The organism is Wolbachia endosymbiont (group A) of Oxytorus armatus, from assembly GCF_964027005.1.
Classification (GTDB): Bacteria; Pseudomonadota; Alphaproteobacteria; order Rickettsiales; family Anaplasmataceae; genus Wolbachia; species Wolbachia pipientis.
Genome location: NZ_OZ034719.1, coordinates 259,254 through 282,024, shown reverse-complemented (window position 1 = coordinate 282,024; position 22,771 = coordinate 259,254). Strand labels below are relative to the sequence as shown.

Sequence of the window (22,771 nt, the reverse complement as noted above, 5' to 3'; positions counted from 1 at the left end):
CCTTTCAGAAGAAGAAAAATTTAAAGCTATACAAAATGTCAAGAATATTTGTGAACTAGTAGATGAATATGAAGATCATGGATGGATGTTTAAATTTAAATATAAAGATACAACTGGTAGTATATACCTCAAGGACCTTTCAGAAGATGAAAAATTTCAAATTATACAACGTGTCAAGAATTCTGGACTAGATGAATATGAAGACCATGGATGGATATTTAGTTTTAAATACAAAGGCACCACTTATAACGTAAGATGCAAGTACTTTTCAGAAGAAGAAAAATTTCAATTTATCAAAGACATTAAGAACTCTCATGAATCGCTCGTTAGTGAATGTGATGGATTGGGGAATGAGAATACAGTTTTATCGATTCACGTTGATGAAAATAAGGAGATAAGTCGAATGTATTTTCGAAACTCCGACAAAAATATATTCAAACAGCTAGATAAGACACTTATAAACCCCAGTTATGGATTAACCAACACAGTAAGGCTTAGAAATAGAAGGCTTTTTTGACTGCATGGAATATGAAATTAATGTAGAAAAAATATGTACCAGAAAATTTATTGGCGATCTGTGCCGTGTATGTTCAAGCTCAAATTTATTTTTTAAACAACCAAAGACTGTCTCAATAATCGACCTTTTTCTCAATAAAGCCTTCTCTTTTAGTGAGATTAGTGCGTTTTTCATGCCTTTTTTCACTTTAGTGACAAGCTTTAAACCTCTATCGAAGAGTTCCTCAAAGAGCTCCTTCTTGATATAGCCTTTATCTCCGAACAAAAGTCCTGTCAGTCTTTTAGTTATAGTTGGCACAGGTATCAACGTTACCTTTGGTTAGAGTAAGTGATTGAATTTCTCCAATTTCGTTAATCACCAAGTGCAATTTAAAGCCAAAAAACCAACCATACGTGCTCTTACCAATTTCTGCTAAACCATCAAAAACTTTGTTCCTAGAGATCCTTTTCTTGTGGCAAATGGCAATCGTAGAAGTGTCAATGTAGGAAGTACCTGTCATTTTCGCTTGTTCGCAGAACCATTGAAGAAGTAATGCTAAATACCGTAAAACTCTCGGCTTTAAGGCAATAAATCTGTGATATGAAGGCATCTTTGAAAATTCTGATCTATAGAGTAACTTAAGGTAACAAAGATAAAAAGCCTTGAAGTTTTTACATGGCGATTGGTGGTATAACAGGATTATGGTTAGCATTTCTGAGTGCGCTATTTCTGGTACTCTGGTTGGTTTTTTGCCATTTGATAAGAACTTATTTGCAAAATTTTCATCTACTACACGACAAAAATCCTCGACGCAGCAGTAAAGTTCTGTAATATCTTTCTTCATGGGTAACCTCTTAAATTATTGTTAAAATACTTGAGTTTACCCTATTTCCCTCTTTATTAATTCTACTTTTATCTGTTTTCTAATCCATAACTGGGGTTTTATAGAGGTAGGTGATTCTAATGTTCCAGGTACGTCATCATAATCAGATAGTTGCGTAGAAATTGAATTCGTCCTAATACCCTGAGATGTACCTTCTTGAAAATGAAGTAATTTATTTTCCAACTTATCTCTTGCTTCTCTAAAACTGTCCAATTTTTTTTGCAAGCTAACACTTTCTTCTTTATACTTTGAAAGTGTTAAATCGATAAAATGATTACACAACACTATTAGACCTGTAGCACTAGAAAATAACAACAAGAGAGGATGAATGGTAACACCTGGCATATCTCCACTTCTTGCATCATGAAAATTTTTATACATATTAAGACAAGAGCCAAAAGCTGCAGAGCATACAAAAGCAAGTTTTGTTCTGCACAGGAAATACTCGACTTGCGCTAATTTTTCATTGCAATGTGCTAATTCTTTACGCAAATCATTAATTTTATCACTATAATACTTAATAAACAATTGTTTTGTTTCTTCATTATTAACATATTTCCATGCTCTGTAAGATCTTCCATCTATGAGCTCAACGTTTACATGCTCTGATTCTAGAAGCGCACTAATTGCGTTACTACTTCTAGAACGCACAGCTTCATGTAGAGGTGTGTAATCGCTTTTAACATCTTTCCTTCTGTTAATATTTTCATAAGTTAAATACTTGAAAAGAGCCGAAATACATTCTGGGTCATTACCTTCAATAGCCAGAGTAATTGCATCTTTTCCGTCTTTATCCTTAGAATTAATAACTTTAGAAAGCGGCTTTTCATTTTCTTGCTTATCTTCAAAATACTTGCACTTATACACCTTATTCGAACGATATGGCTCCTTAAGAATACACAAAAGTTCTTTTACAAGATCAACCTGATTTTCTTTAATAACCACATGCAAAAGTGTGTTTTGATTTTCCTCATCTTGTAACAGTAAAACATCATACAAATAAGCATTTTCATGTAGATAACTAATCTCTTTATTGAAACGTGTTTTATCTATACCTTCTCTTCCTCCTTTACAGATACTGAAGAGTCGTAAACTACCTTCCAAAGCATTGTGATCAATTGCAGAGGCACGTTGCCTTCTGTATAAAATTGGCGCTCCTTCTACGCAAACACTTCCGAAGTAACGAGCAATAGGGGAATGGATACATGCACTTAAAAAATTAGTAAGAGGGTTACAAGTGTTCACACCATTCCTACCTTCAAGCAGTCTAACTACATCTAATTTATTATACGAATCAGCATAATATAAAGGATCCCGATCATAACAGTCCTTAGCATCAATTATAGCATCACATTCAAGAAGAAGTTTAGCTACATCTAAATGACCTTCCCTAGCAGCATAATGTAAAGGTGTTCTAGCTTTTTCATCCATGGCCTCAACTTTAGCACCTTGGCTTATAAGAAAGCTAACCATACCCTCTCTATTGTAGTAAGCAGCATAGTGTAGAGGAGCTATACCCAAACGGTCTTTAGCATTAATTATAGAATCATGGTCAAGAAGAAGTTTAGCTGCATCTAAATGACCTTCCCCAGCAGCATAATGTAAAGGTGTTTTATCTTCTTCATCCATGGCCTCAACTTTAGCATCTCGGCTTATAAGAAAGCTAACCATATTTTTTCTATTGTGGTAAGCAGCATAGTGTAGAGGAGCCATACCAAAACAGTCTTCAGCATCAATCATAGTACCACGGCCAAGAAGAAGTTCAGCTACATCTGAATGACCTTCCCTAGCAGCATAATGTAAAGGTGTTTTTCTACTATCATCTTGAACGTTAACCTTAGCATTTCTACTGAGAAGAAGTTTAAGGACATACAAATTACCCTTACAAGAAGCTACACACAAAGGCGTTTGATTGTTTATACCTTTAGCCTCAATATTAGCACCTCCATCAAGAAAATCACTAACCTTTCTAATATCTTTTCTTTCTATAGCAGAAAATAAATATTTATCTAGCTTTGCTCTCAAAAAGTTTGCTACTTCTGTGTTACCAAGCTCATTTACTATGCGTAAAGGTGTCTTAACATTATTATCCTTAGCTAAAATGCTGGCACCTTGATCAACAAGAAATCTAACCATATCGTATTGACCTGCACTAACAGCATAGTGTAGAGGTGTCCAATTTTGGTCACATCTAATGTCAATATCAGCACCAATACTAAGAAGAAGTTGAGCTACATTTACACTATTTTTACAGGCAGCCCAGGACAGCAAAGGCAACTTATCTAAAAATTCACGATTAACATTATATTTATCAATATGTTGATCAATATATTCCTCCAACCGTTTAAAGTCGTCATTTTCTATAGCATGCGTAAAATCCGTTGTAAGGCTCGTTTGATCTTTCATAAACTATATAAAAAAAACTATTTTCCTACTCAGTACAATACTCCATTTTTAAAACTTATCAACCCCTATTTAGAAATTTTTTATGGAATAATTTTTGATGAAAGTCTTTAATATATTGCTACTAATTTAGCAATATATACTGTTAAAAACCTAAACAATATAACCATTTCCAGCACCCAAAACCAGCAAGCGTGAGAACAATTTTTCTTGGAATCAATTGGACTACCATGTGTACCATACGAACTTTTTTATACTCTGACTTTGCTATACGCTAAAAGTAGCAATATTAGACCATTTCATCCATATCTACATACGAACTAATTTGCTCAAGCTTATAGAAATAATTTAAATCTTCTATTTTTATAACCTTATTTTTACGCGGCTTGTTCTCACAAATATACGACCTTTTTTGCAATTTTAGGAAGAGTCAATAATTCAATTCTTTATAACACTAATTATCATGGTCCTCTCATTAGAGTTATCCTTTCAAAAAGACTATGAATTATCCATCTGCTTTATATGGTATCATAATATTTTGCATATAAATCTATTCTGTGAAAATTCACAATACTAATTAGTAAACAAATCATGTTCAAATCAATTGCAATTATTGTATATAGAACATACAATACGTTATCTGTTTATTTTAGTAGGGGGATATAGGTATGCTTAATTCAAATCAGATAGCACATGGTAGTAATGATTTTGAAGACACTACGTCTCGTGAATTTCCATATTTTCCTGAGGATGTATTTGAGATTAGCAGTGAAGAAAATCAAGTAATAGATAGTTCGGAAAGTACAATAGAAAATCTACAACAAGAAAATTTTGATCTTAAACAAAAAGTAGAGTTACACAGACACTATAAGGGAAGAGCAGAAGAGTATTACGAAGAAGTAAGTCAGCTTACCGAAGATAAGCAAACCCTAGAAGGGAAAATTAAAAGGCTTGAAGTTACAATGGAGAAACAGGAAAGAAATGCACGTAACATCTATGAAGAAAATGAAAGATTAGAACAACAGCTAGAAAAATTAGAAGGATGTCTGCGAAATGGGGTCTCTATTAAGAATTCTACAATTAACCTCTTAAATGAGGAGTTAAAGGATAAGAAAGATGAAATTCATTTCATGAACATAACAAATAAAAAGCTAAACAAAGATTTAGATCAAGCTGAGGCTTTAATAAGTAGGTTAAAAGATCAGTCTGACGAGAAGGAAAAGCAGCTGGAAGATTTAATGAAGTTACCAGATGACAATAAGTATTTACAAGAAATTGAATATCTGATAGGTGATGTAAATCAGGAGAAATTAAAAAATCATGATTTGATTGAAGAGTTGAATAGATTAAAAAAAGAAAATGAAGATCTAAAATTAAAAATTCTACATCTTCAACCCGGAAGATCACTCTTAGATAAGCTCAGTGAAGCAAAGATCAAAGCAGATAAATTTACTCAAATGGAAAATGGCTATGATAAAGGTGAGTGTAGTCATGAGTCAGATTTAGGTTACGCCTCTTTTTTTGATGGAATAAAGCCAGAGTCGAGTTCTAAGCAAAAGTGTCTAGAATCAAATAGGCCATTAAATTTAGAAAATCAGGATTTAATTAGAGAGTTAAGTACACTACAAAAAGAAAATGATGATCGCAAGTCTAAACTTCTATGCTTTCAGACTAAAATGTTACTTTCAGATGAACCAAGTGAGGTAAAGATCAAAGCAGACAAATTTACTCAAACGGAAATTAGTTATGATAGAGATAGTTGTCGCCAGGAAAAAATTAATGAAGAAGGTAAATTACTAGATAAAGATTATTACAGTTTTTCTGAGCAAGGAAAAGAATTAAATTCTGAGCAAAAGTGTTCAAAAACAGATAAAACCTTGAAAACACCACTAAAAAAGTCCAAGGAAGAACAAGTAAATGACAAGTATCAGCTGATTAAAGAATATTTATGTTCTTCGTTTGAACGTTGTAGTTTCACATTTCGTGATTGCTCTTTAATGGATATTACTGAAGATACGTTTGATAACTTAATGCGTATATGGTTTGTTCACAGATCTAACTTAATAAAAAGTGAAAATGAAAAAAAGTTAAATGAAGAATTGTTAAGTATTTTAAGCTCTACAGGAAATAATTATGCTAAGAATCTTGAGAGGTTTTTACTCGACAACAAAGACAATCAAGATTTAAAAACTGTTCTGAATCTCAGAAGGGGAGAGTCTAGATTAACTGTACTACATGCATTATCAAGCGTAGCTGATAAAGATAAAGACTATGATAATGCTGTGGGTTTGCTTTTAAAAGCAGGAGCTGACCCTAATATACATAATGATAGAGGGCAGACACCCTTGCATTGTGCTAATGGATTTAACAGTATAGCTTCTCTTCTAAAAGCAGGAGCTAATCCTAATCAGCAGGATAATCAAGGGAAAACTCCTTTGCATTATGCTGCTAAAGTTGGGTTAGATAAAGAAAGTATAAATTTGTTTCTAGAGAGCAGGGCTAAGCTCAATATACTTGATAAACAGGGAAAAACTCCTCTAGATGTTGCAATTGGTAATGATAACAAATATATAGAGTGCTTTTTCACTGACAATCAGAAAAGATTAAAAAAGGAATTATCTAATGAGTTGCACTTTCAAGGTGATTCAGTTGGCCTTACTGAAGGTCTCAAGCAGTTTTTACATAAACATAAAAATGATCAAGATTTAAAAGTGGTTTTCAATCTTTGTGAATTTGCAATCGTCCCTGAAGTAAGAAGATTACTTTTTTCAGAAGTAGGAGTAACTTACAAAATGGGCTATAGAATGGAAGAATATGTTCCAGAATCTAGCTTATGGTATAGTTTAACATTAAATAAAAATATGGAGCTGGATGAATTATTTAAAAAAGCATCTAAAGTTCAAAATATGTACCAACTATCAGAAATTGTAGATCAAGCTATACGGTCTGGAGTAAGATTTAATTTTCCCAGGTCATTTTATGATGAATTTGGAGAAGAAATATATAATTTTATGGATCTTGTAGTAAACAAAATTGGCAAATTAGACAGTAACTTTGAGATTGCTAGTGAAATAGTATGTAAATTGTTATCAAGAGGAGCAATGTTATATAGCGTAGATGCTGAGGATTTATTTGATACTCTGGAATGGGAATTTGAAGGCCACAAAACCAATACAGTAAAAGCCTATGAAGATTATATCAATCGTACTACAAAATTTATGGAAATTGCTAAAAGTGCAACCAATGGTAGGATAAAAAATGCAAAAATGGATAACTCATCTTTTTATTTAGAATATTCAGAGGATAGCACGATAGATGTTGCGAAGATTACAGATGGAGAAAGAGATTTAGGATTCACTCGGGAAGTAGGGTGTGGGAGAAATATAATAAAGATTGGTGAAAGTGAGGTAGAAATTATTACTCAAGGAGGAATAAGAAATTATACAGACCTTGCAGATGGTAGTGATATAGTACTGACTTTCTATACTAGTTTAGGAGAATTAGAAGTTAGGTTATATCCTGATGAGAAAAATGAAAATTGGATAAAAGTAGAGGTGAGTGAAGAAGGCCTACTTCTACTCGATGAAATAGACAGTTATAATAAAGCAATAGAAGATTGCAATGAAGGAATAGAAAATTATGAAAAAATAGGACAAAATTGCTTGTTGGGAGGTTTATCGGTTATTGAAGCCATAGACCGAGGTGTTTTTGCTAGATCTGGTGGATTAATGCGTCCTGAAGTAATAAGCGAATCCAATAAGCAGAAGGGCTCATGGGTAAAACGTGAAGAGTTAAGAAGGGATTCTAAGGAGGAAATTGCTAAAAGGCATAAGTTATTACAAGATTTATGTAATATTGAATCTAGTATTGTTAAAAAGGAGAAGAGCTTTGACATAAAAACTCATCTGGTAGATATCTTTAAAACTCTATCTAGGTTATCTGAAGAAAAAGAGGATATTTCTAAAATAGATTTAGTTAATACGGCAGAAAGAGAGAGTAAAAGGTTAGGACTAGAAGGTAGATACAATTGGAATGGGATTTTTAATTTAGAGAAAGAAGATACTGAAAAAGCAGAAAAACAAGGTGATAAAGAGCAAAAATCAAACATACCTGATGACTTCTATTTAGGGCACGCAATCAATAATGGAAGCTGTTTTTTTGATTCATTCAGGCAAAGTCTGGAACAACAAAAGGGAATCAAAGTTACTGTAGAGCAGTTAAGGAATGAGTGTAAGAGATTTGCGCAAGACAATCCTCCAGAGTGGTTTATAAGTAAAATTGGCAATGACTTTGATGAGGTTGAAGGTGAGTTCGTAAATCGTGGAATTACGTGTAACCAATATATCAATAGCATTGGAAAGAATGAATTTTGGGGACGTTACGATATCGAGGGCAGAGTACTTTGTAGTAAGTATGGTGTGAAATTGCATGTTGCAGAGAGTAATCCATTGCACACTATTGATAAGCAACAAGATCCGTTCTTGCATCAGTTAATAGATAGCTCAGGATCAAAAGCATGTAAGATAGATTATAGTCACAATAGTGTCTTACATATGGTAAATGGAGGCCATGATCATTTTCAACCCCTACTTTATAGAAATAAGGTCTTGGCAAAACAAACACAAGAACAAAAAGATTCCTTGTTCTATTCAAGCTTGCCAAGCTGTAGTATGGATGAGTTAAAAATAGAAAAAACATCTCATCAACAGAAGGCACTGCTTGTAAGTAGACCATAGCTTTGTATATGATTTGTTACACAGCAATGATGGGAGAAGTTTATTTAGTAAGTTGAAAAAGAAACTATTTTATTTAAAAAGTTTACTTAATGTTTATGGATTTTCAAGTACACTCTCAGATTCAAAAGGGGCTATAGATTGCTCAACATGTACTACTTTCTGGAGTTGTGTGCTGTGGTTTAGAGTATTGCTTTTTTTGATGTTTACAGAATTTTCCTCCAAATCTACCATTAAAATATGCAGCTAAAATTGGATACATTTTTTATCACTATTGCATCTGATATGCTAAAATCTTCATCATTTACATTGATATTTTCATATAATTGATTCTGTAACATTGATTTACTTTTCTATATCAATCTCAACATCTTTTGGCATGGCCCTTTTCTGTTGCTTTTATAAATCAAGACCGTAGAATTTCTCCAATTGCTCACTCCACAGCATCGGTATTTCTCTCAAATCAACTAATTTCAAATCTCTTGGCTGTCTCCCATTCACTATGTCTTCTTTAATCTTCGGAGCTAAATAATTTAATCTTAAAATTTGTTGTATGCGTCTTGTACCTATATTAATTTTGGCACTCAGTTCCTTCACACTTCCATATTTTCCCTCTTCTAGCTGACGTTTCCAGGAATGGGCTCTTACCACTGCTTTCAGTAGCGCATTATTTGTTTTTCCTTCTGGCTCTACTACTGTGCATTTGTTTCGTTTCTTCTTTATTGGTATAAACTTTTCCTCTGATTCAGAACTCACTTCTATTCCATCTTCCTTAACCATTACTCCCTTTATTAACTTTTTCACTACTTCTTTCTGCTTTCCAAAACTTAAATTTTTCCATTTTTCTTCGGTCTTTTCTCCCCGTTTTTCATATAGCTGCTCTGTCTTTCTCATCACTTCTTTTTCCACCTCTCCCGCTACTATAGTTCTGTTTATTGATTCACAACCTTTTCCCCTTAAATGGTTATTGCACACGTAATATCGGTACCTTTTATTTTCTTTTTTTGCATACGTTAGTGTCATATTTACACCACAGCTCTTGCACTTAATTATTCCCTTTAGCAACGCTTCCTCGTATTTCGCCTTTCTATATGGTTGATTCTTTATCAATTCCTGCGCTTTTTGCCATTTTTCCTCTTTTATTATTGCTTCATGCTTTCCCTCATACTCTTTCTCATAATGCCGTATTTTTCCCATATATATTGGATTTGTTATTATTCTTCTCACTGTCGCTTTTTTAAAGATATCTGATTTTGTTCTGTAACCTTGACTATTTAGCTCCCTTGCCAATTCTGCCATTGATTTTAGCTCCAAATATCTTTCAAATATGTGCCCTACTATTTTCGCTTCTTTTTCATTTATTATTAATTCTTTATCTTTTACATCATATCCAAGCGGTAAAGTTCCACCCATCCATAACCCCTGCTCCTTTGATGTTGCTATTTTATTTTTTACTCTTTCTACAATCATTTCTCTTTCTAGTTGTGCTGCTCCTGACAATACCGTTTGTACAAATTTTCCCATTGGCGTATTATTATCAAATATTTGTGTTACTGCTACAAAATTTACTCGGTGCCTTCTAAAAAATGACGTTACTTCTATGCTGTCTTTTGTTTCTCTTGATAGCCTATCTAGCGTATATACTACTACACAATCTACTTCTCCTGTTTTTACATCTTCAAATAATTCCTTTATTGCTGGTCTTTCTAAATTTTTCCCTGAATATCCACCATCATCGTACCTTTTTACCAATGCTACCCATCCTTCTCGGCTTTTTATATATTTTTCACATGCTACACGTTGCGCATCAAGACTATTAAATTTTTGTTCTAGACCATCTTCATTTGACTTCCTAGTATATATCGCACATCTTACCTCTTTCAGCATCCTTTCTCCTTATCTCTCATTCCAAATAGAAGCGGCCCATTGTAACTCATTCCCATTATTTTTCCGGCTACTGCTGACAATGACGTGTAAAACTCTTCTCTGTAGATTAAACCCTTATCTGTTACCATTACCGCATGCGTCTCTTCTCCTCTCTCTAATATTAGCTCTGTTCCTGCTACTGGAAGTTTGTCACTACTTATTCTTTTTCCCTTCTCTAGCCGATCTGCCAGATACTCCAGTCTTTTTGCTCCTTTTCTTGACATTTCTCCATACGCTTTTTCCTGCATTCTATAAGCTAATCTTGGTATCAGATATTTCTTTGAGTATCTAGGCGCTTCTTTCCCAAATACCTTCTTCCATATTTTTCTCAGCTCACCCAAAGGTTTTCTCTCTAAATTCATTACTTTCTTTTCTATTTCTTCCTCCATGTTTTCAGCCTCTCATAAATAACTTTTCAATTCTGTCCGTTTCTTTCTTCAATACTTCAGTTACTTCTTTACTATTTTTCGCATAATCTATTGCCGTCATCCCACATTCATCCTCTTGCTCTATTTCTCCTCCTGCCTCCACTAACTCTTCCACTATTTCTTTTTCACCTACCATACATCCTAGATGCAGCGGTGTGCATTTATTTCCATATTCCTCAGCATTTACGTCTGCTCCTGATTTTATCAATTCCCTCACGATTTCTAGACGTTTCTCCGTTACCGCTAGGTGCAGTGCTGTATATCCTTCTACATCTGTTGCATTTACATTCACTCCTTTTTCAACTAATACCCTCACTGTTTTTGCGTTTATTGCATAATGCAGAGCTGTTCTTCCATTCTCGTCTCTTTCATAAATATTTTTAAACGAGTTCTCTAATAGTGACTCCTCTTTTTACCGAGCTTTACCATAACTTACCTCCACCTTTCTTTAAAATTAAGTCCCTTTTTTAAGCCTTTCTTACTACTACATTTTCTGCCTCATCTATCATTTCATTCACTTGGCTGATTATCTTGCTTGCTAAATTTTGACATTCTTTCTTTATTAGCGATTTGTCTCTCTTCCTTATTTCTCCTATCTCTATTATTTTTAGCTCCGGCATGTAGCTTCCATTCAACATGTCTGCTATTTCTCCCACTAGCCCCTCTATTCCATAGCACGTCAGTTCTCTACTTTTTGTTATTCCTCCTTTTTCTCTCAGAAATTTACTCGCCTTTTCACTCTCTTTGCTATCACATAGACGATACTTTTCACTTTCCCAGATGTAATACATTGGCGTTGCGCCGTACTTATTCAGTTGATTAACTTCAGCTCCAGCCTTTACCAGCTCTTTTATTATTTCAACTCCTGCTCCTCCCATCTTGCACGCAGAGTGGAGTGGCGTACATCCAGTGACATATTGAGTGGCATTTACTTCTGCTCCCGAACTTAGCAGCACTTTTACATTTTCTAAGCTTTTCGCAAATACTGCACAGTGTAGAGGTGTATAACCATTTTTATCTCTTGCATTTACCTCTGCTCCTTTTTTTATTAATAATCTCACTGTTTTGTAATCAGAGATTTCTACTGCTTGGTGTAATATCGTTTCTCCTTCTTCATTTCTTTTATTAATGTTTTTAAACCCGTTACTTGATACTTCTTTAAAAAACTTACTCTTGCTAAAACTCATTTCATACCTCACAAAATTAGCTTTTCTAGCGCTAGATAAATTTCTTATGTTTACCTGCTGCTATTCAAGTCATGTCCTTTTTAGCATGAGAAAGCAAGTCTTTTTCTTTTTATTTCATACACTTTTACCTGTTATTAATATAATATATGAGTATCTAAATATAAGTACTTAACTTATTAGAGATATTATTCGACTATCTTTCCAACTTCTGTGCAAATGTCGATGTTCATGCCACTTCAGTACTCCCGGGTAAAATACTAAAATGTGCTTTTCTAATTCGTGTATTGAGTCTTTTTGCTCTGAATCCAAATCATTTTTATAGTAAACGTTGTGTTCTGCTAAAACATATTTTCTGACCTTCTGATCTGTATAATTTTCTACTTTATAGTTGTGAGTAACGCTAAACCTTTCTAAAATTGGTTTGTGTTTTAAATTCCAACGTTGCCATGAAAGTTTATCGTTTCCCAATACAAATTTATTTCCTTCTTCTTCTATGCTACCAAACCCCAGTTATGGATTAACCAACACAGTAAGGCTTAGAAATAGAAGGCTTTTTTGACTGCATGGAATATGAAATTAATGTAGAAAAAATATGTACCAGAAAATTTATTGGCGATCTGTGCCGTGTATGTTCAAGCTCAAATTTATTTTTTAAACAACCAAAGACTGTCTCAATAATCGACCTTTTTCTCAATAAAGCCTTCTCTTTTAGTGAGATTAGTGCGTTTTTCATGCCTTTTTTCACTTTAGTGACAAGCTTTAAACCTCTATCGAAGAGTTCCTCAAAGAGCTCCTTCTTGATATAGCCTTTATCTCCGAACAAAAGTCCTGTCAGTCTTTTAGTTATAGTTGGCACAGGTATCAACGTTACCTTTGGTTAGAGTAAGTGATTGAATTTCTCCAATTTCGTTAATCACCAAGTGCAATTTAAAGCCAAAAAACCAACCATACGTGCTCTTACCAATTTCTGCTAAACCATCAAAAACTTTGTTCCTAGAGATCCTTTTCTTGTGGCAAATGGCAATCGTAGAAGTGTCAATGTAGGAAGTACCTGTCATTTTCGCTTGTTCGCAGAACCATTGAAGAAGTAATGCTAAATACCGTAAAACTCTCGGCTTTAAGGCAATAAATCTGTGATATGAAGGCATCTTTGAAAATTCTGATCTATAGAGTAACTTAAGGTAACAAAGATAAAAAGCCTTGAAGTTTTTACATGGCGATTGGTGGTATAACAGGATTATGGTTAGCATTTCTGAGTGCGCTATTTCTGGTACTCTGGTTGGTTTTTTGCCATTTGATAAGAACTTATTTGCAAAATTTTCATCTACTACACGACAAAAATCCTCGACGCAGCAGTAAAGTTCTGTAATATCTTTCTTCATGGGTAACCTCTTAAATTATTGTTAAAATACTTGAGTTTACCCTATTTCCCTCTTTATTAATTCTACTTTTATCTGTTTTCTAATCCATAACTGGGGTTATATAATATTCCAGGTATTTTAAAGTCCGATAAAGTTGTTCTGGTTGAGGGAGAAAAATGTGCAGAAGCGCTGATAGAGAAAGGAATAATTGCAACAACAGCAATGTCAGGAGCAAATGCACCTATTGAGAAGACAGATTGGACTCCACTTAAAGGTAAACACATTATTATTTGGCCAGATAATGATGAAGCAGGCAAACGATATGCTGAAAATGCTGCAAAAAAGCTGTTAGATCTTGGAGTTGCATCACTTGCTGTGCTTGAAATTCCTCAAGATAAGCCTGAGAAATGGGATGCCGCTGATTGTGTAAAGGATGGTATAAGCATTGAAGAATTTTTAGCTTCAACTCCTTTACTTACTATTGATACCCCATCTACTGACATTCCAAATACTTCAAATATGAAAAGTTTAGAAAGATCTACAAAACAGCCGCTTAACATTTTAGACTGGAGTGTGAGTCGTTATTTAGGTTCAGTACCAATACAAAGGTTTCTTGTTGAAGGTTTATTTCCTTTAGGTGTTACCTCAATAGTAGCTGCTATGGGAGATACAGGTAAAGGTATGCTACTCCTTGACTTGGCACTTAAGGTTGCAAGTGATGCAGATCAGATATGTGGTTTTGGTTCCCTTGTTACAGAGCATGGATCAGTGGTGATTTTTTCAGCAGAAGATGATGCAGGTGAGATACACCGTCGTCTTGATCGTCTTGATCCTGGTAGCAAGAGAGCAGAATATCAAAATCGATTATTTATTATACCTATTCCAAATACGGGAGAGCCCTTTTCTATAGTGAAAAGCAACATGCGTGGTAAATGTCCTGAAACTTCAGATAAATTTGAAGACATCTGTAGACAATTAGATAAAGTAAAAGATCTAAAACTAATAGTATTTGATCCACTAGTATCATTTGTCCATGCTAATATAAACTCAGATCCAGAAATGGGATATTACGCAATGGGGTTACTTGCAAACTTAGCAAATGAAACAGGAGCAGCTGTAATTGTAGCACATCATATGAGAAAACCCAAGTGCAGTGAACCGATTACGACTGTGGAACAGGCAAGAGATGCGATAAGAGGTACAACTGCACTTGTTGATGGTGTGAGGTGTTCTTTTGCATTATGGCCTGCTTCAAAAGAGCATCAGAATACTGTGTTTAATACATTAAAGGTTAATAAAGTTAATAATGCAGTATACCAAGGAGCTATAGTTAAGTCTAATGGAGCAACAGATAGGAATATAAGAACTTACTTACGCTCCTCAACTGGCTTGCTTGAGGATATATCTGAGGAATTTAAGCTTGGAAAATTATCTGATGAATACTTAAAAAAGATACTGATGCAAGCTATTGCAGTGTCAGCAGAAGAAGGTCATCCGTTTACTCATACAGGTGGACCAGGAGTGTTTCAACAACGGCATAGATTACCAGCTGCGTTTCATGGTGTTAGTAGGCATAGACTTGAACGTTTAGCACAGGAACTATTAAACGAAAGAAAAATAGTAAAAGGTATGGCTACAAACTCAAAAGAGGATAAATGGCTTGATATCAAAACTGGTTCTTTTGCCAGAGGAGAAGGTAAGTTTAAGCTAGGTGCAGGAAGGTTTGAAATAGGTAACTTCTAAAAAATACTTAAAGCTCACTTATGAAAGTTTTGTGGGTTCATTTTGTCTCTCTGAAAGTAAGGTTTTAAGAACAAAAAATGAATCCCACACAACCAAATTTCCATGATTTCCGGAAAATTTATCAAGATTTGGAAATTAGAGTATATTCACACTTAAACTATTGAAATTCATTGATTTTTAGCCATCTAATATAAGAAATATTACGTTTCCATTTCCAAAAAATTTAGCTAATTTGGTAACACTCAAACCCGCTACAGTGGCTGATTTCCACTTTCCGAGAATCTTATATATTATATATATAAATAATAATAAATGATATAATAATAAACTAATATAAAATACAATAACTATAGTAATGGTTCATAGTAACTTTTGAGCAAAAAGAAAGAAGTTTGGAAAAGTAGTCACTAATAGAAATACAACACAGAGACAAAAATACGAAAAACCTACTATTGCATTTTGAACAACTTGAAAAAAAAGATGAAGGACCTAAAAGTGAAAGACAAAACAATTTATAATAGCGTTTTAAAAAGACTCTATGACCCAAGGGTACAATTATACCACCTTGACCTAAAGAACGCTTATAACAGCCCTTAAAAGCCGATTAACACCATGTCCTAACTTAGAAGTAAACACCCCATGTTAATCTTATCACGTTTTACTTTAGTTGTAAAGAAATTTTTTTAATGTATGAGACAGATTTGTATAGTCGATATTTTACGTAACTTATGGCGCTTAATTGGTTACTTAGTATCTCTAAAACTTAACGAGTTGCTTTTATAACCAAAGTAAAAGGGTTAATACGGTAGCCATAATCTTTACGTGATGATCCAGGCCAACCAACTGTTTGAATCACATCATTACGTTCGATGTTTAATCCTAACTTTTTAGCTAATGTGGTTTTTATTGTTCTTTGGATTGTGTTTAGTGGTTTTCTGATGTGATGTTCTGGGTCTGCTTCTGGATCAAGATTTAGGCGCTTTTCTATTTCAGTTATGCTAAGCAACATGTGTTTTTCAGGGGGTAATTCTTTTTTACAATCATTCAAAAATTGTTCAAATAATATGCGAAAAACTTTCATACATGCTACAGCTTTCTTATTTAGAATCTCTATATTGTTTACGTAAAGTGAGCCCTCTATCAATTGCAACTTTAGTAATTCCTTCTCTTTAGGAGCGTCGAACAAGAAAAAAATCTTGTTAAACCGGAAAGAAACTATTTCTTCACTTCCATAGCAATTTTTATATATAATTTATCAAGAAGTACTTCTGCAGTTATAACCGACTGATCAATGGTGCTTAAGTGCCCGTTTAGGAGCGTGGTTTTGGAGGAACGGTTAAACCACTGATGGAGTCTATTATGACTACCTCGATTAGAAGATTGTATAATCTAACCGTCCCAAGCTTAAGTGCTTCTCCATTATAAGTTATAGTAGGATAATTACCATGATAAAGGCAAAAAGTAAACTAGAAATAGTGAATCCTGATACAGCAGGAATTGATATCGGCTCAGCTGTACATTATGTATGTGTACCTGAAGGAAGAGATGAACAACGTGTCAAAAAATTTGGATGCTTTACAGTTGATCTTCATAACTTAGCAGGGTGGTTAAAGAAATGTAAAGTTAGAACAGTAGCTATGGAATCAACAGGAGTATATTGGATTCCTTTGTTTCAAATACTTGAGTCATATGGATTTGAGGTAAAATTGGTAAATGCACGATATATTAAGAACGTGCCTGGTAGAAAATCCGACGTTCAAGACTGTCAATGGTTACAACAATTACACAGCTATGGATTACTCCATGGGTCGTTTAGACCTGATGATCAAATGTGTGTGTTGCGTAATTACGTTAGGCAACGTAGCAACCTGATTGAAAGTGCATCCACACATATTCTACGTATGCAAAAAGCGTTAATTCAAATGAACGTTCAATTACACAAAGTCATAAGTGATATTACTGGAGTGACCGGTATGCAAATTATCAAAGCAATAATTGAAGGTGAAAGGAATCCTGAAAAATTATCAGAATTGAGAGATGTACGGATAAGAAATGATAGATCTACCATGGCAAAAGCGCTAAAAGGCGACTACAGAAAGGAACTCTTATTTGTGTTAAAGCAAGAATTTGAATTGTATAATATTTATCAGGAAAAAATAGCAGAATGCGACAAAAGCATCGAACAATATTACAAAACATTTGAAACAAAATCTGACGAGAATAAGCGATGCAGCAAAATAAAGAATAGGTTTTCAAAAAACAGACCAGACTTTCCTTTACACGAAGAACTGTATAGAGTAACCGGTATTGATTTTACTAAAGTTCCTGGGCTTGATGTGCTAACTATACAAACAATTATCTCAGAAGTTGGTTTGAACCACGATAAATGGCCATCAGAGAAGCACTTTACTTCTTGGTTGGGGCTAAGTCCTGCTAATAAAGTTACAGGGGAAAAAGTATTTGGGACGAGAACTCGCAAAGTTATTGCTCGTGCTGCAAATGCTTTTAGGATGGCTGCCCAGTGTGTGTCAAGAAGCAACAGTGGGATTGGTGCATATTGCAGAAGGTTAAAAAAACGACTAGGAGCACCGAAAGCGATTACCGCTACGGCTAGGAAATTGGCGTGCATTTTTTATAGTATGCTAAAGTATGGACAGGAATATGTAGAGAAGGGCATTGATTACTATGAAAAGTTATATAAGGAAAAAATAGTGAAGACTCTAAGCAAGAAAGCTAGTGAATTTGGTTGTGTCTTGATTAAAAAAGAGCTACTAGCAGAAAGAGTTTCTTAGAAGGTTAGTCTCTCATACCCAAAATAAGTGTTTTTAAAGCTCTTTATAGCTCATGAATTCATTTGCTGGGGTTTATAGAGGGAGTTGTAAAAGATGATAAAATATAACATTAAGGTGCGTGGTAGCATTCTAGGGTCATTTATGAAGGTAATTTTCCCCAACTCTTGAAATTTTGCTAACTTTAATAGACTTTAGCATAAAAACGTTGAATATTTCTTCACAATTGTGTATAATTATTAATGCTTTTTAGGTTGATTTCTTATGGCTCTTTCGAAGTTTCTTGATGCACGCAATGATTATGCCTTTAAAAGAATATTTGGCACCGAGAAGAATAAAGATATCCTCATTCATTTCTTGAACGATATTTTAGGCTTCACTGGCTTAGCTGCTATTCACGATGTTGAATTCTTAGCTACTATTTTAGATCCCGAAATTGCCGCTAAAAAGCAAAGTATTGTCGATGTTCTTTGTAAACCCCAGTTATGGATTAGAAAACAGATAAAAGTAGAATTAATAAAGAGGGAAATAGGGTAAACTCAAGTATTTTAACAATAATTTAAGAGGTTACCCATGAAGAAAGATATTACAGAACTTTACTGCTGCGTCGAGGATTTTTGTCGTGTAGTAGATGAAAATTTTGCAAATAAGTTCTTATCAAATGGCAAAAAACCAACCAGAGTACCAGAAATAGCGCACTCAGAAATGCTAACCATAATCCTGTTATACCACCAATCGCCATGTAAAAACTTCAAGGCTTTTTATCTTTGTTACCTTAAGTTACTCTATAGATCAGAATTTTCAAAGATGCCTTCATATCACAGATTTATTGCCTTAAAGCCGAGAGTTTTACGGTATTTAGCATTACTTCTTCAATGGTTCTGCGAACAAGCGAAAATGACAGGTACTTCCTACATTGACACTTCTACGATTGCCATTTGCCACAAGAAAAGGATCTCTAGGAACAAAGTTTTTGATGGTTTAGCAGAAATTGGTAAGAGCACGTATGGTTGGTTTTTTGGCTTTAAATTGCACTTGGTGATTAACGAAATTGGAGAAATTCAATCACTTACTCTAACCAAAGGTAACGTTGATACCTGTGCCAACTATAACTAAAAGACTGACAGGACTTTTGTTCGGAGATAAAGGCTATATCAAGAAGGAGCTCTTTGAGGAACTCTTCGATAGAGGTTTAAAGCTTGTCACTAAAGTGAAAAAAGGCATGAAAAACGCACTAATCTCACTAAAAGAGAAGGCTTTATTGAGAAAAAGGTCGATTATTGAGACAGTCTTTGGTTGTTTAAAAAATAAATTTGAGCTTGAACATACACGGCACAGATCGCCAATAAATTTTCTGGTACATATTTTTTCTACATTAATTTCATATTCCATGCAGTCAAAAAAGCCTTCTATTTCTAAGCCTTACTGTGTTGGTTAATCCATAACTGGGGTCAAAAGGGCTTTATTGGTGTAATGCGTTTTCTATTGCGCCTGGCTGCAGTGCCCAGCGTCAAGATCTGATGAACAATGTTCGCTTGCCAGCTTTCGCTTCAATATTTGCACAATTGTGCTAGATCCCCTGCATAACCTGCTTTAAAATCTCCTCCTGCTGCTGAGTGTGAACACTAACATAACCACATGCAGGAGATGCAGCAGCAGGTCTTGCGATACACTTAGGTCTTTTTGCTTGGATATCGAGATTAGATAACACTTCTTCTATCAATGGGTTGACAAAAAACCATCCTCCCATATTTTTTGGTTCTTCCTGACACCATATAATTTCAGCGTTTTTGTACTTTTCAAGTTCATTACTTAGTTTATCTGCAGGAAAAGGATAGAATTGCTCCAAACGTATTACTGCTATATCGTTTATTTTTTGTGTTTCAAGCATTTCAATTATATCGTAATAAACTTTACCGCTGCATATTACAACTTTTCGTACTTTATCACTTGAAACTAAACCTTTTCTACATTCTGGAATCACCGTGAGGAATTTTCCTTCAAAATCGGATAGGTTAGAAACTGCTCTTTTATGACGCAGTAGCGATTTAGGTGTAAACACTACCAAAGGCTTACGAAAGTCTCTATGCATTTGTCTGCGTAAGACATGGAAGTAATTCGCCGGAGTGGAACAATTAACTACCTGCATATTATCCTCTGCGCAGAGTTGCAAAAATCTCTCTATACGTGCGGAGCTATGCTCAGGTCCCTGTCCTTCATAACCATGAGGCAGCAATAAAACTAGACCGCTTGATCGCAACCACTTTGTTTCTGCAGATGCGATAAACTGGTCGATCATAATTTGTGCACCATTTGCAAAATCACCAAATTGTCCTTCCCAGAGCACCAGTGAATACGGGGAATCAAGGCTATATCCATATTCAAAGCCCATTACAGCATACTCAGATAGTGCGCTATCTATGACCTCAAAGTGAGCTTGCTTTTCATTTATATTGTTTAGCGGAATAAATGCTTCTTCTGTTACCTGATCAACAAGCCTTGAATGACGGTGCGAGAAAGTTCCACGACCAGAGTCTTGTCCTGATAAACACACTCCTATTCCTTCTGTAAGCAGTGATGCAAACGCAAGACTTTCGGCAGTTGCCCAGTCTATATTACTACCGGAATTTATACTGTCTATTCTGCCATCGAGTATTTTTCTAACCTTATTGTTAATGTTAAAGTTACTTGGGATATTGCTATTTATATGCACACCTAATTTTTTCAGCTCATCTGGCGGAACACCAGAATCCGTGTAGTATTCGCTCAAATCGTTCAACTTTGCTCTTCTTAATTTTGACCACACTCCACCGAACCAGTCAGCTTTTTTTGGAGTGTAAGCCGCTGATTCAGCAAGACTTTTATCTAATTTTGCCCTGAATTCACTGCGCAATTTATTTACTTCATCGCCATCTAATACTTTCTCTGCAGTCAATTTTTCTTCATACAATGTTCCAGGAGTTTTATGCTTTGATATCGCCTTATACATAAGTGGCTGAGTGAAATTCGGTTCATCACCCTCATTATGGCCATATTTGCGGTAACATATTATGTCAATCACTACGTCCTTTTTAAATTTCTGCCTATATTCCATCGCCAAATTCGCAACAAAACTCACAGCTTCAGGGTTATCTCCATTAACGTGAAACACTGGAGCTTCTATTGATTTTGCTATGTCAGTGCAATAAAAAGAGGATCGCGCACAACACGGATTAGCAGTAAAACCAACTTGGTTATTAATGACAATGTGCACAATCCCATCCACTTTATAGCCTTCAATATTGCTTAAGGTTAAAGTTTCAGCAACCACTCCTTGACCGATGAAAGCCGCATCACCATGAATTGATATTCCAAGCACAGATCTTATATTCTGTTTTGCTCTTATTCTTCCAGCCAAAACCGGATTTACCGCTTCAAGGTGAGATGGATTAGGGCATAAACTTAAATGTATTTTTTTGCCACTGGCAAGTGCTCGATCAGAAGAATAACCAAGGTGATATTTAACATCACCGGACACCTCAAGACCACTTGGGTATGCAAGATTGCCTTGAAATTCAGACAGCATTGCTGCATATTCTTTTCCCATAACTTTGGTTAGAACATTGAGTCGTCCGCGGTGAGCCATGCCAAGGACTATTTCTTCAATACTAAAAGCTGCAGAATCACTGATGATTCTCTCAATTGCAACAATAGCTGATTCTCCACCTTCAATAGAAAAGCGTTTATATCCAGGAAATTTCATATGGAGAAATTGCTCGAACATCTCAGATTCGATCAAGTGCCTCAGTATTTCTTTTTTGTCTCGCGAATCCAGTTTGTAGCTCTGACTTTCTATTTTTTCTTGCAGCCACATTCTCTCCTCATAAGAGGAAATATGCATAAATTCAAAACCGATATTCTTGCAGTAAATATCTCTATAGATTTCAGCGTCACGTGCTGGGGATAAATTTGAATATTTTTGATAATCTATTTCTTGATTTTCATTTGGTGATAGCGGGTTAAGGTCTGCAAAAAAATGACCGTAGGACCTAAAGAAATTTGCCAAATCAGAAGCCGAATCATCCGTCTTGGTTACATGCTGCGGACTGCAGGTCTCCGTTTTCTTAACTTCTAAATTACTTGAAAAAATTCTGTTCCAATCTTCCCCGATTGATTTATCGCCCTGCAGATAACGGCTATACATCTCTTCTACAAATTCTGCATTATCACCATAAAGGCAGCTTAAACTCGACATAATCACTATAAAAAGTATCAAATACTTATAAGTATAACTTAAGTTTTTTAAAAAAGAACTTTTTTAGTTTCTATACGTCATACCGCCGCGGTATCTCTTAACATAGATCCCGCTAACACGTAGCGGGATGACGATTGTCAGGGTGTCATTCCAGCGCGTGACGCTGGAATCCAGTTTTTATTTGCAGTCTACTTGACTCGAAGCTAAGTTTTCTGGATCCAAATAGTCAAGGCACTGGGATGACAAAGCTATAGGTTGCAAGCGAGACGTCATACCGCCACGGCGCTAACAAGAGATCCCGCTAACACGTAGCGGGATGACGGTTGTCGTTTAGCTATAAACATTAAGAAATTTACTAAGCGAAAAAAAAGGCAAAAGAAGCCCCGTGGTTGGCTAATTACTTACATTATACTTTCAAGTATGGCGTTTTTTTATTCTAAACGCTTAATAACCGCGATTTAGCTGCTTTTTAATGCAACTAACCTTTAGTCATAAATGTTTAAGAAATTTACTAAACAGAAAAAAAGACAAAAGAAACCCTAGGGTAGCTAATTATTCACTATCCATTTTTTAAGTTGGCGTTTTTTT

General features: G+C 34.9%; 10 protein-coding genes and 6 pseudogenes. 6 read left to right on the top strand and 10 right to left on the bottom strand.

Features of this window, described 5'->3' with window-relative positions; translation table 11 throughout:
* Positions 1-85: 85 nt before the first annotated feature.
* Positions 86-517 (top strand): hypothetical protein, encoded by a 432-nt coding sequence (locus AAGD79_RS01400; RefSeq protein ID WP_341811474.1) that lies wholly within the window; start codon positions 86-88, stop codon positions 515-517.
* Here AAGD79_RS01400 and AAGD79_RS01395 read toward each other — a convergent pair.
* Positions 476-1,340: pseudogene (locus AAGD79_RS01395) on the bottom strand (IS982 family transposase). The gene AAGD79_RS01400 and the pseudogene AAGD79_RS01395 sit on opposite strands and share 42 nt — an antisense overlap.
* A 36-nt stretch (positions 1,341-1,376) precedes the next feature.
* Positions 1,377-3,785, bottom strand: a complete 2,409-nt coding sequence (locus tag AAGD79_RS01390) for an ankyrin repeat domain-containing protein (RefSeq protein ID WP_341811473.1) — start codon at positions 3,783-3,785, stop codon at positions 1,377-1,379.
* 665 nt (positions 3,786-4,450) lie between these two features.
* Between AAGD79_RS01390 and AAGD79_RS01385 the strand changes: the two genes are divergently transcribed.
* Positions 4,451-8,518, top strand: coding sequence for an ankyrin repeat domain-containing protein (locus AAGD79_RS01385; RefSeq protein ID WP_341811472.1), 4,068 nt, complete (start codon positions 4,451-4,453; stop codon positions 8,516-8,518).
* 396 nt (positions 8,519-8,914) lie between these two features.
* Here the strand turns inward: AAGD79_RS01385 and AAGD79_RS01380 are convergent, their stop codons facing one another.
* The 6 genes and pseudogenes from AAGD79_RS01380 to AAGD79_RS01355 form a co-directional block, all read right to left on the bottom strand.
* Complete coding sequence (locus AAGD79_RS01380; RefSeq protein ID WP_341811471.1) at positions 8,915-10,402, bottom strand: recombinase family protein; 1,488 nt, start codon at positions 10,400-10,402, stop codon at positions 8,915-8,917.
* The gene (locus tag AAGD79_RS01375; RefSeq protein ID WP_341811470.1) at positions 10,396-10,830 is read right to left on the bottom strand and encodes a DUF2924 domain-containing protein; all 435 of its coding nucleotides are present in this window, start codon (positions 10,828-10,830) and stop codon (positions 10,396-10,398) included. The genes AAGD79_RS01380 and AAGD79_RS01375 overlap by 7 nt, the downstream gene beginning before the upstream one ends.
* Positions 10,831-10,834: 4 nt before the next feature.
* A complete protein-coding gene (locus tag AAGD79_RS01370; RefSeq protein ID WP_341811630.1) occupies positions 10,835-11,245 on the bottom strand; it encodes an ankyrin repeat domain-containing protein in 411 nt (136 codons plus the stop codon).
* Positions 11,246-11,336: 91 nt separating this feature from the next.
* On the bottom strand, positions 11,337-12,056 hold the full coding sequence (locus tag AAGD79_RS01365) for an ankyrin repeat domain-containing protein (protein WP_341811469.1): 720 nt from the start codon (positions 12,054-12,056) through the stop codon (positions 11,337-11,339).
* Between the two features lie 168 nt (positions 12,057-12,224).
* Positions 12,225-12,554 (bottom strand): annotated as a pseudogene (locus AAGD79_RS01360) (phage tail protein); the annotation flags it as partial.
* Positions 12,555-12,573: 19 nt separating this feature from the next.
* Positions 12,574-13,438: pseudogene (locus tag AAGD79_RS01355) on the bottom strand (IS982 family transposase).
* A gap of 96 nt (positions 13,439-13,534) precedes the next feature.
* On the opposite strand from AAGD79_RS01355, the pseudogene AAGD79_RS01350 reads away from it, so the two are divergent.
* Positions 13,535-15,160, top strand: a pseudogene (locus tag AAGD79_RS01350) (AAA family ATPase); the annotation flags it as partial.
* 763 nt (positions 15,161-15,923) lie between these two features.
* Here the strand turns inward: AAGD79_RS01350 and AAGD79_RS01345 are convergent.
* Entirely contained in the window at positions 15,924-16,346 is a 423-nt protein-coding gene (locus AAGD79_RS01345) for a hypothetical protein (protein WP_341811468.1), read from the bottom strand.
* 259 nt (positions 16,347-16,605) lie between these two features.
* On the opposite strand from AAGD79_RS01345, the gene AAGD79_RS01340 reads away from it, so the two are divergent.
* The 3 genes and pseudogenes from AAGD79_RS01340 to AAGD79_RS01330 all read left to right on the top strand — a co-directional run bounded on the left by AAGD79_RS01340 (position 16,606) and on the right by AAGD79_RS01330 (position 19,387).
* The gene (locus AAGD79_RS01340) at positions 16,606-17,952 is read left to right on the top strand and encodes an IS110 family transposase (protein ID WP_341811129.1); all 1,347 of its coding nucleotides are present in this window, start codon (positions 16,606-16,608) and stop codon (positions 17,950-17,952) included.
* Positions 17,953-18,213: 261 nt separating this feature from the next.
* Positions 18,214-18,471: pseudogene (locus tag AAGD79_RS01335) on the top strand (PD-(D/E)XK nuclease family transposase); the annotation flags it as partial.
* Between the two features lie 51 nt (positions 18,472-18,522).
* Positions 18,523-19,387 (top strand): annotated as a pseudogene (locus tag AAGD79_RS01330) (IS982 family transposase).
* Positions 19,388-19,519: 132 nt separating this feature from the next.
* Here AAGD79_RS01330 and AAGD79_RS01325 read toward each other — a convergent pair.
* The gene (locus tag AAGD79_RS01325) at positions 19,520-22,183 is read right to left on the bottom strand and encodes a 2-oxoglutarate dehydrogenase E1 component (RefSeq protein ID WP_341811467.1); all 2,664 of its coding nucleotides are present in this window, start codon (positions 22,181-22,183) and stop codon (positions 19,520-19,522) included.
* Positions 22,184-22,771 lie beyond the last annotated feature (588 nt).

Excerpts from the sequence above, each read along its gene's own strand:
- AAGD79_RS01400 (WP_341811474.1), top strand. The coding sequence starts at position 86 with ATGTTTAAATTTAAATATAAAGATACAACTGGTAGTATATACCTCAAG.
- AAGD79_RS01390 (WP_341811473.1), bottom strand. The coding sequence starts at position 3,785 with ATGAAAGATCAAACGAGCCTTACAACGGATTTTACGCATGCTATAGAA.
- AAGD79_RS01385 (WP_341811472.1), top strand. The coding sequence starts at position 4,451 with ATGCTTAATTCAAATCAGATAGCACATGGTAGTAATGATTTTGAAGAC.
- AAGD79_RS01380 (WP_341811471.1), bottom strand. The coding sequence starts at position 10,402 with ATGCTGAAAGAGGTAAGATGTGCGATATATACTAGGAAGTCAAATGAA.
- AAGD79_RS01375 (WP_341811470.1), bottom strand. The coding sequence starts at position 10,830 with ATGGAGGAAGAAATAGAAAAGAAAGTAATGAATTTAGAGAGAAAACCT.
- AAGD79_RS01365 (WP_341811469.1), bottom strand. The coding sequence starts at position 12,056 with ATGAGTTTTAGCAAGAGTAAGTTTTTTAAAGAAGTATCAAGTAACGGG.
- AAGD79_RS01340 (WP_341811129.1), top strand. The coding sequence starts at position 16,606 with ATGATAAAGGCAAAAAGTAAACTAGAAATAGTGAATCCTGATACAGCA.
- AAGD79_RS01325 (WP_341811467.1), bottom strand. The coding sequence starts at position 22,183 with ATGTCGAGTTTAAGCTGCCTTTATGGTGATAATGCAGAATTTGTAGAA.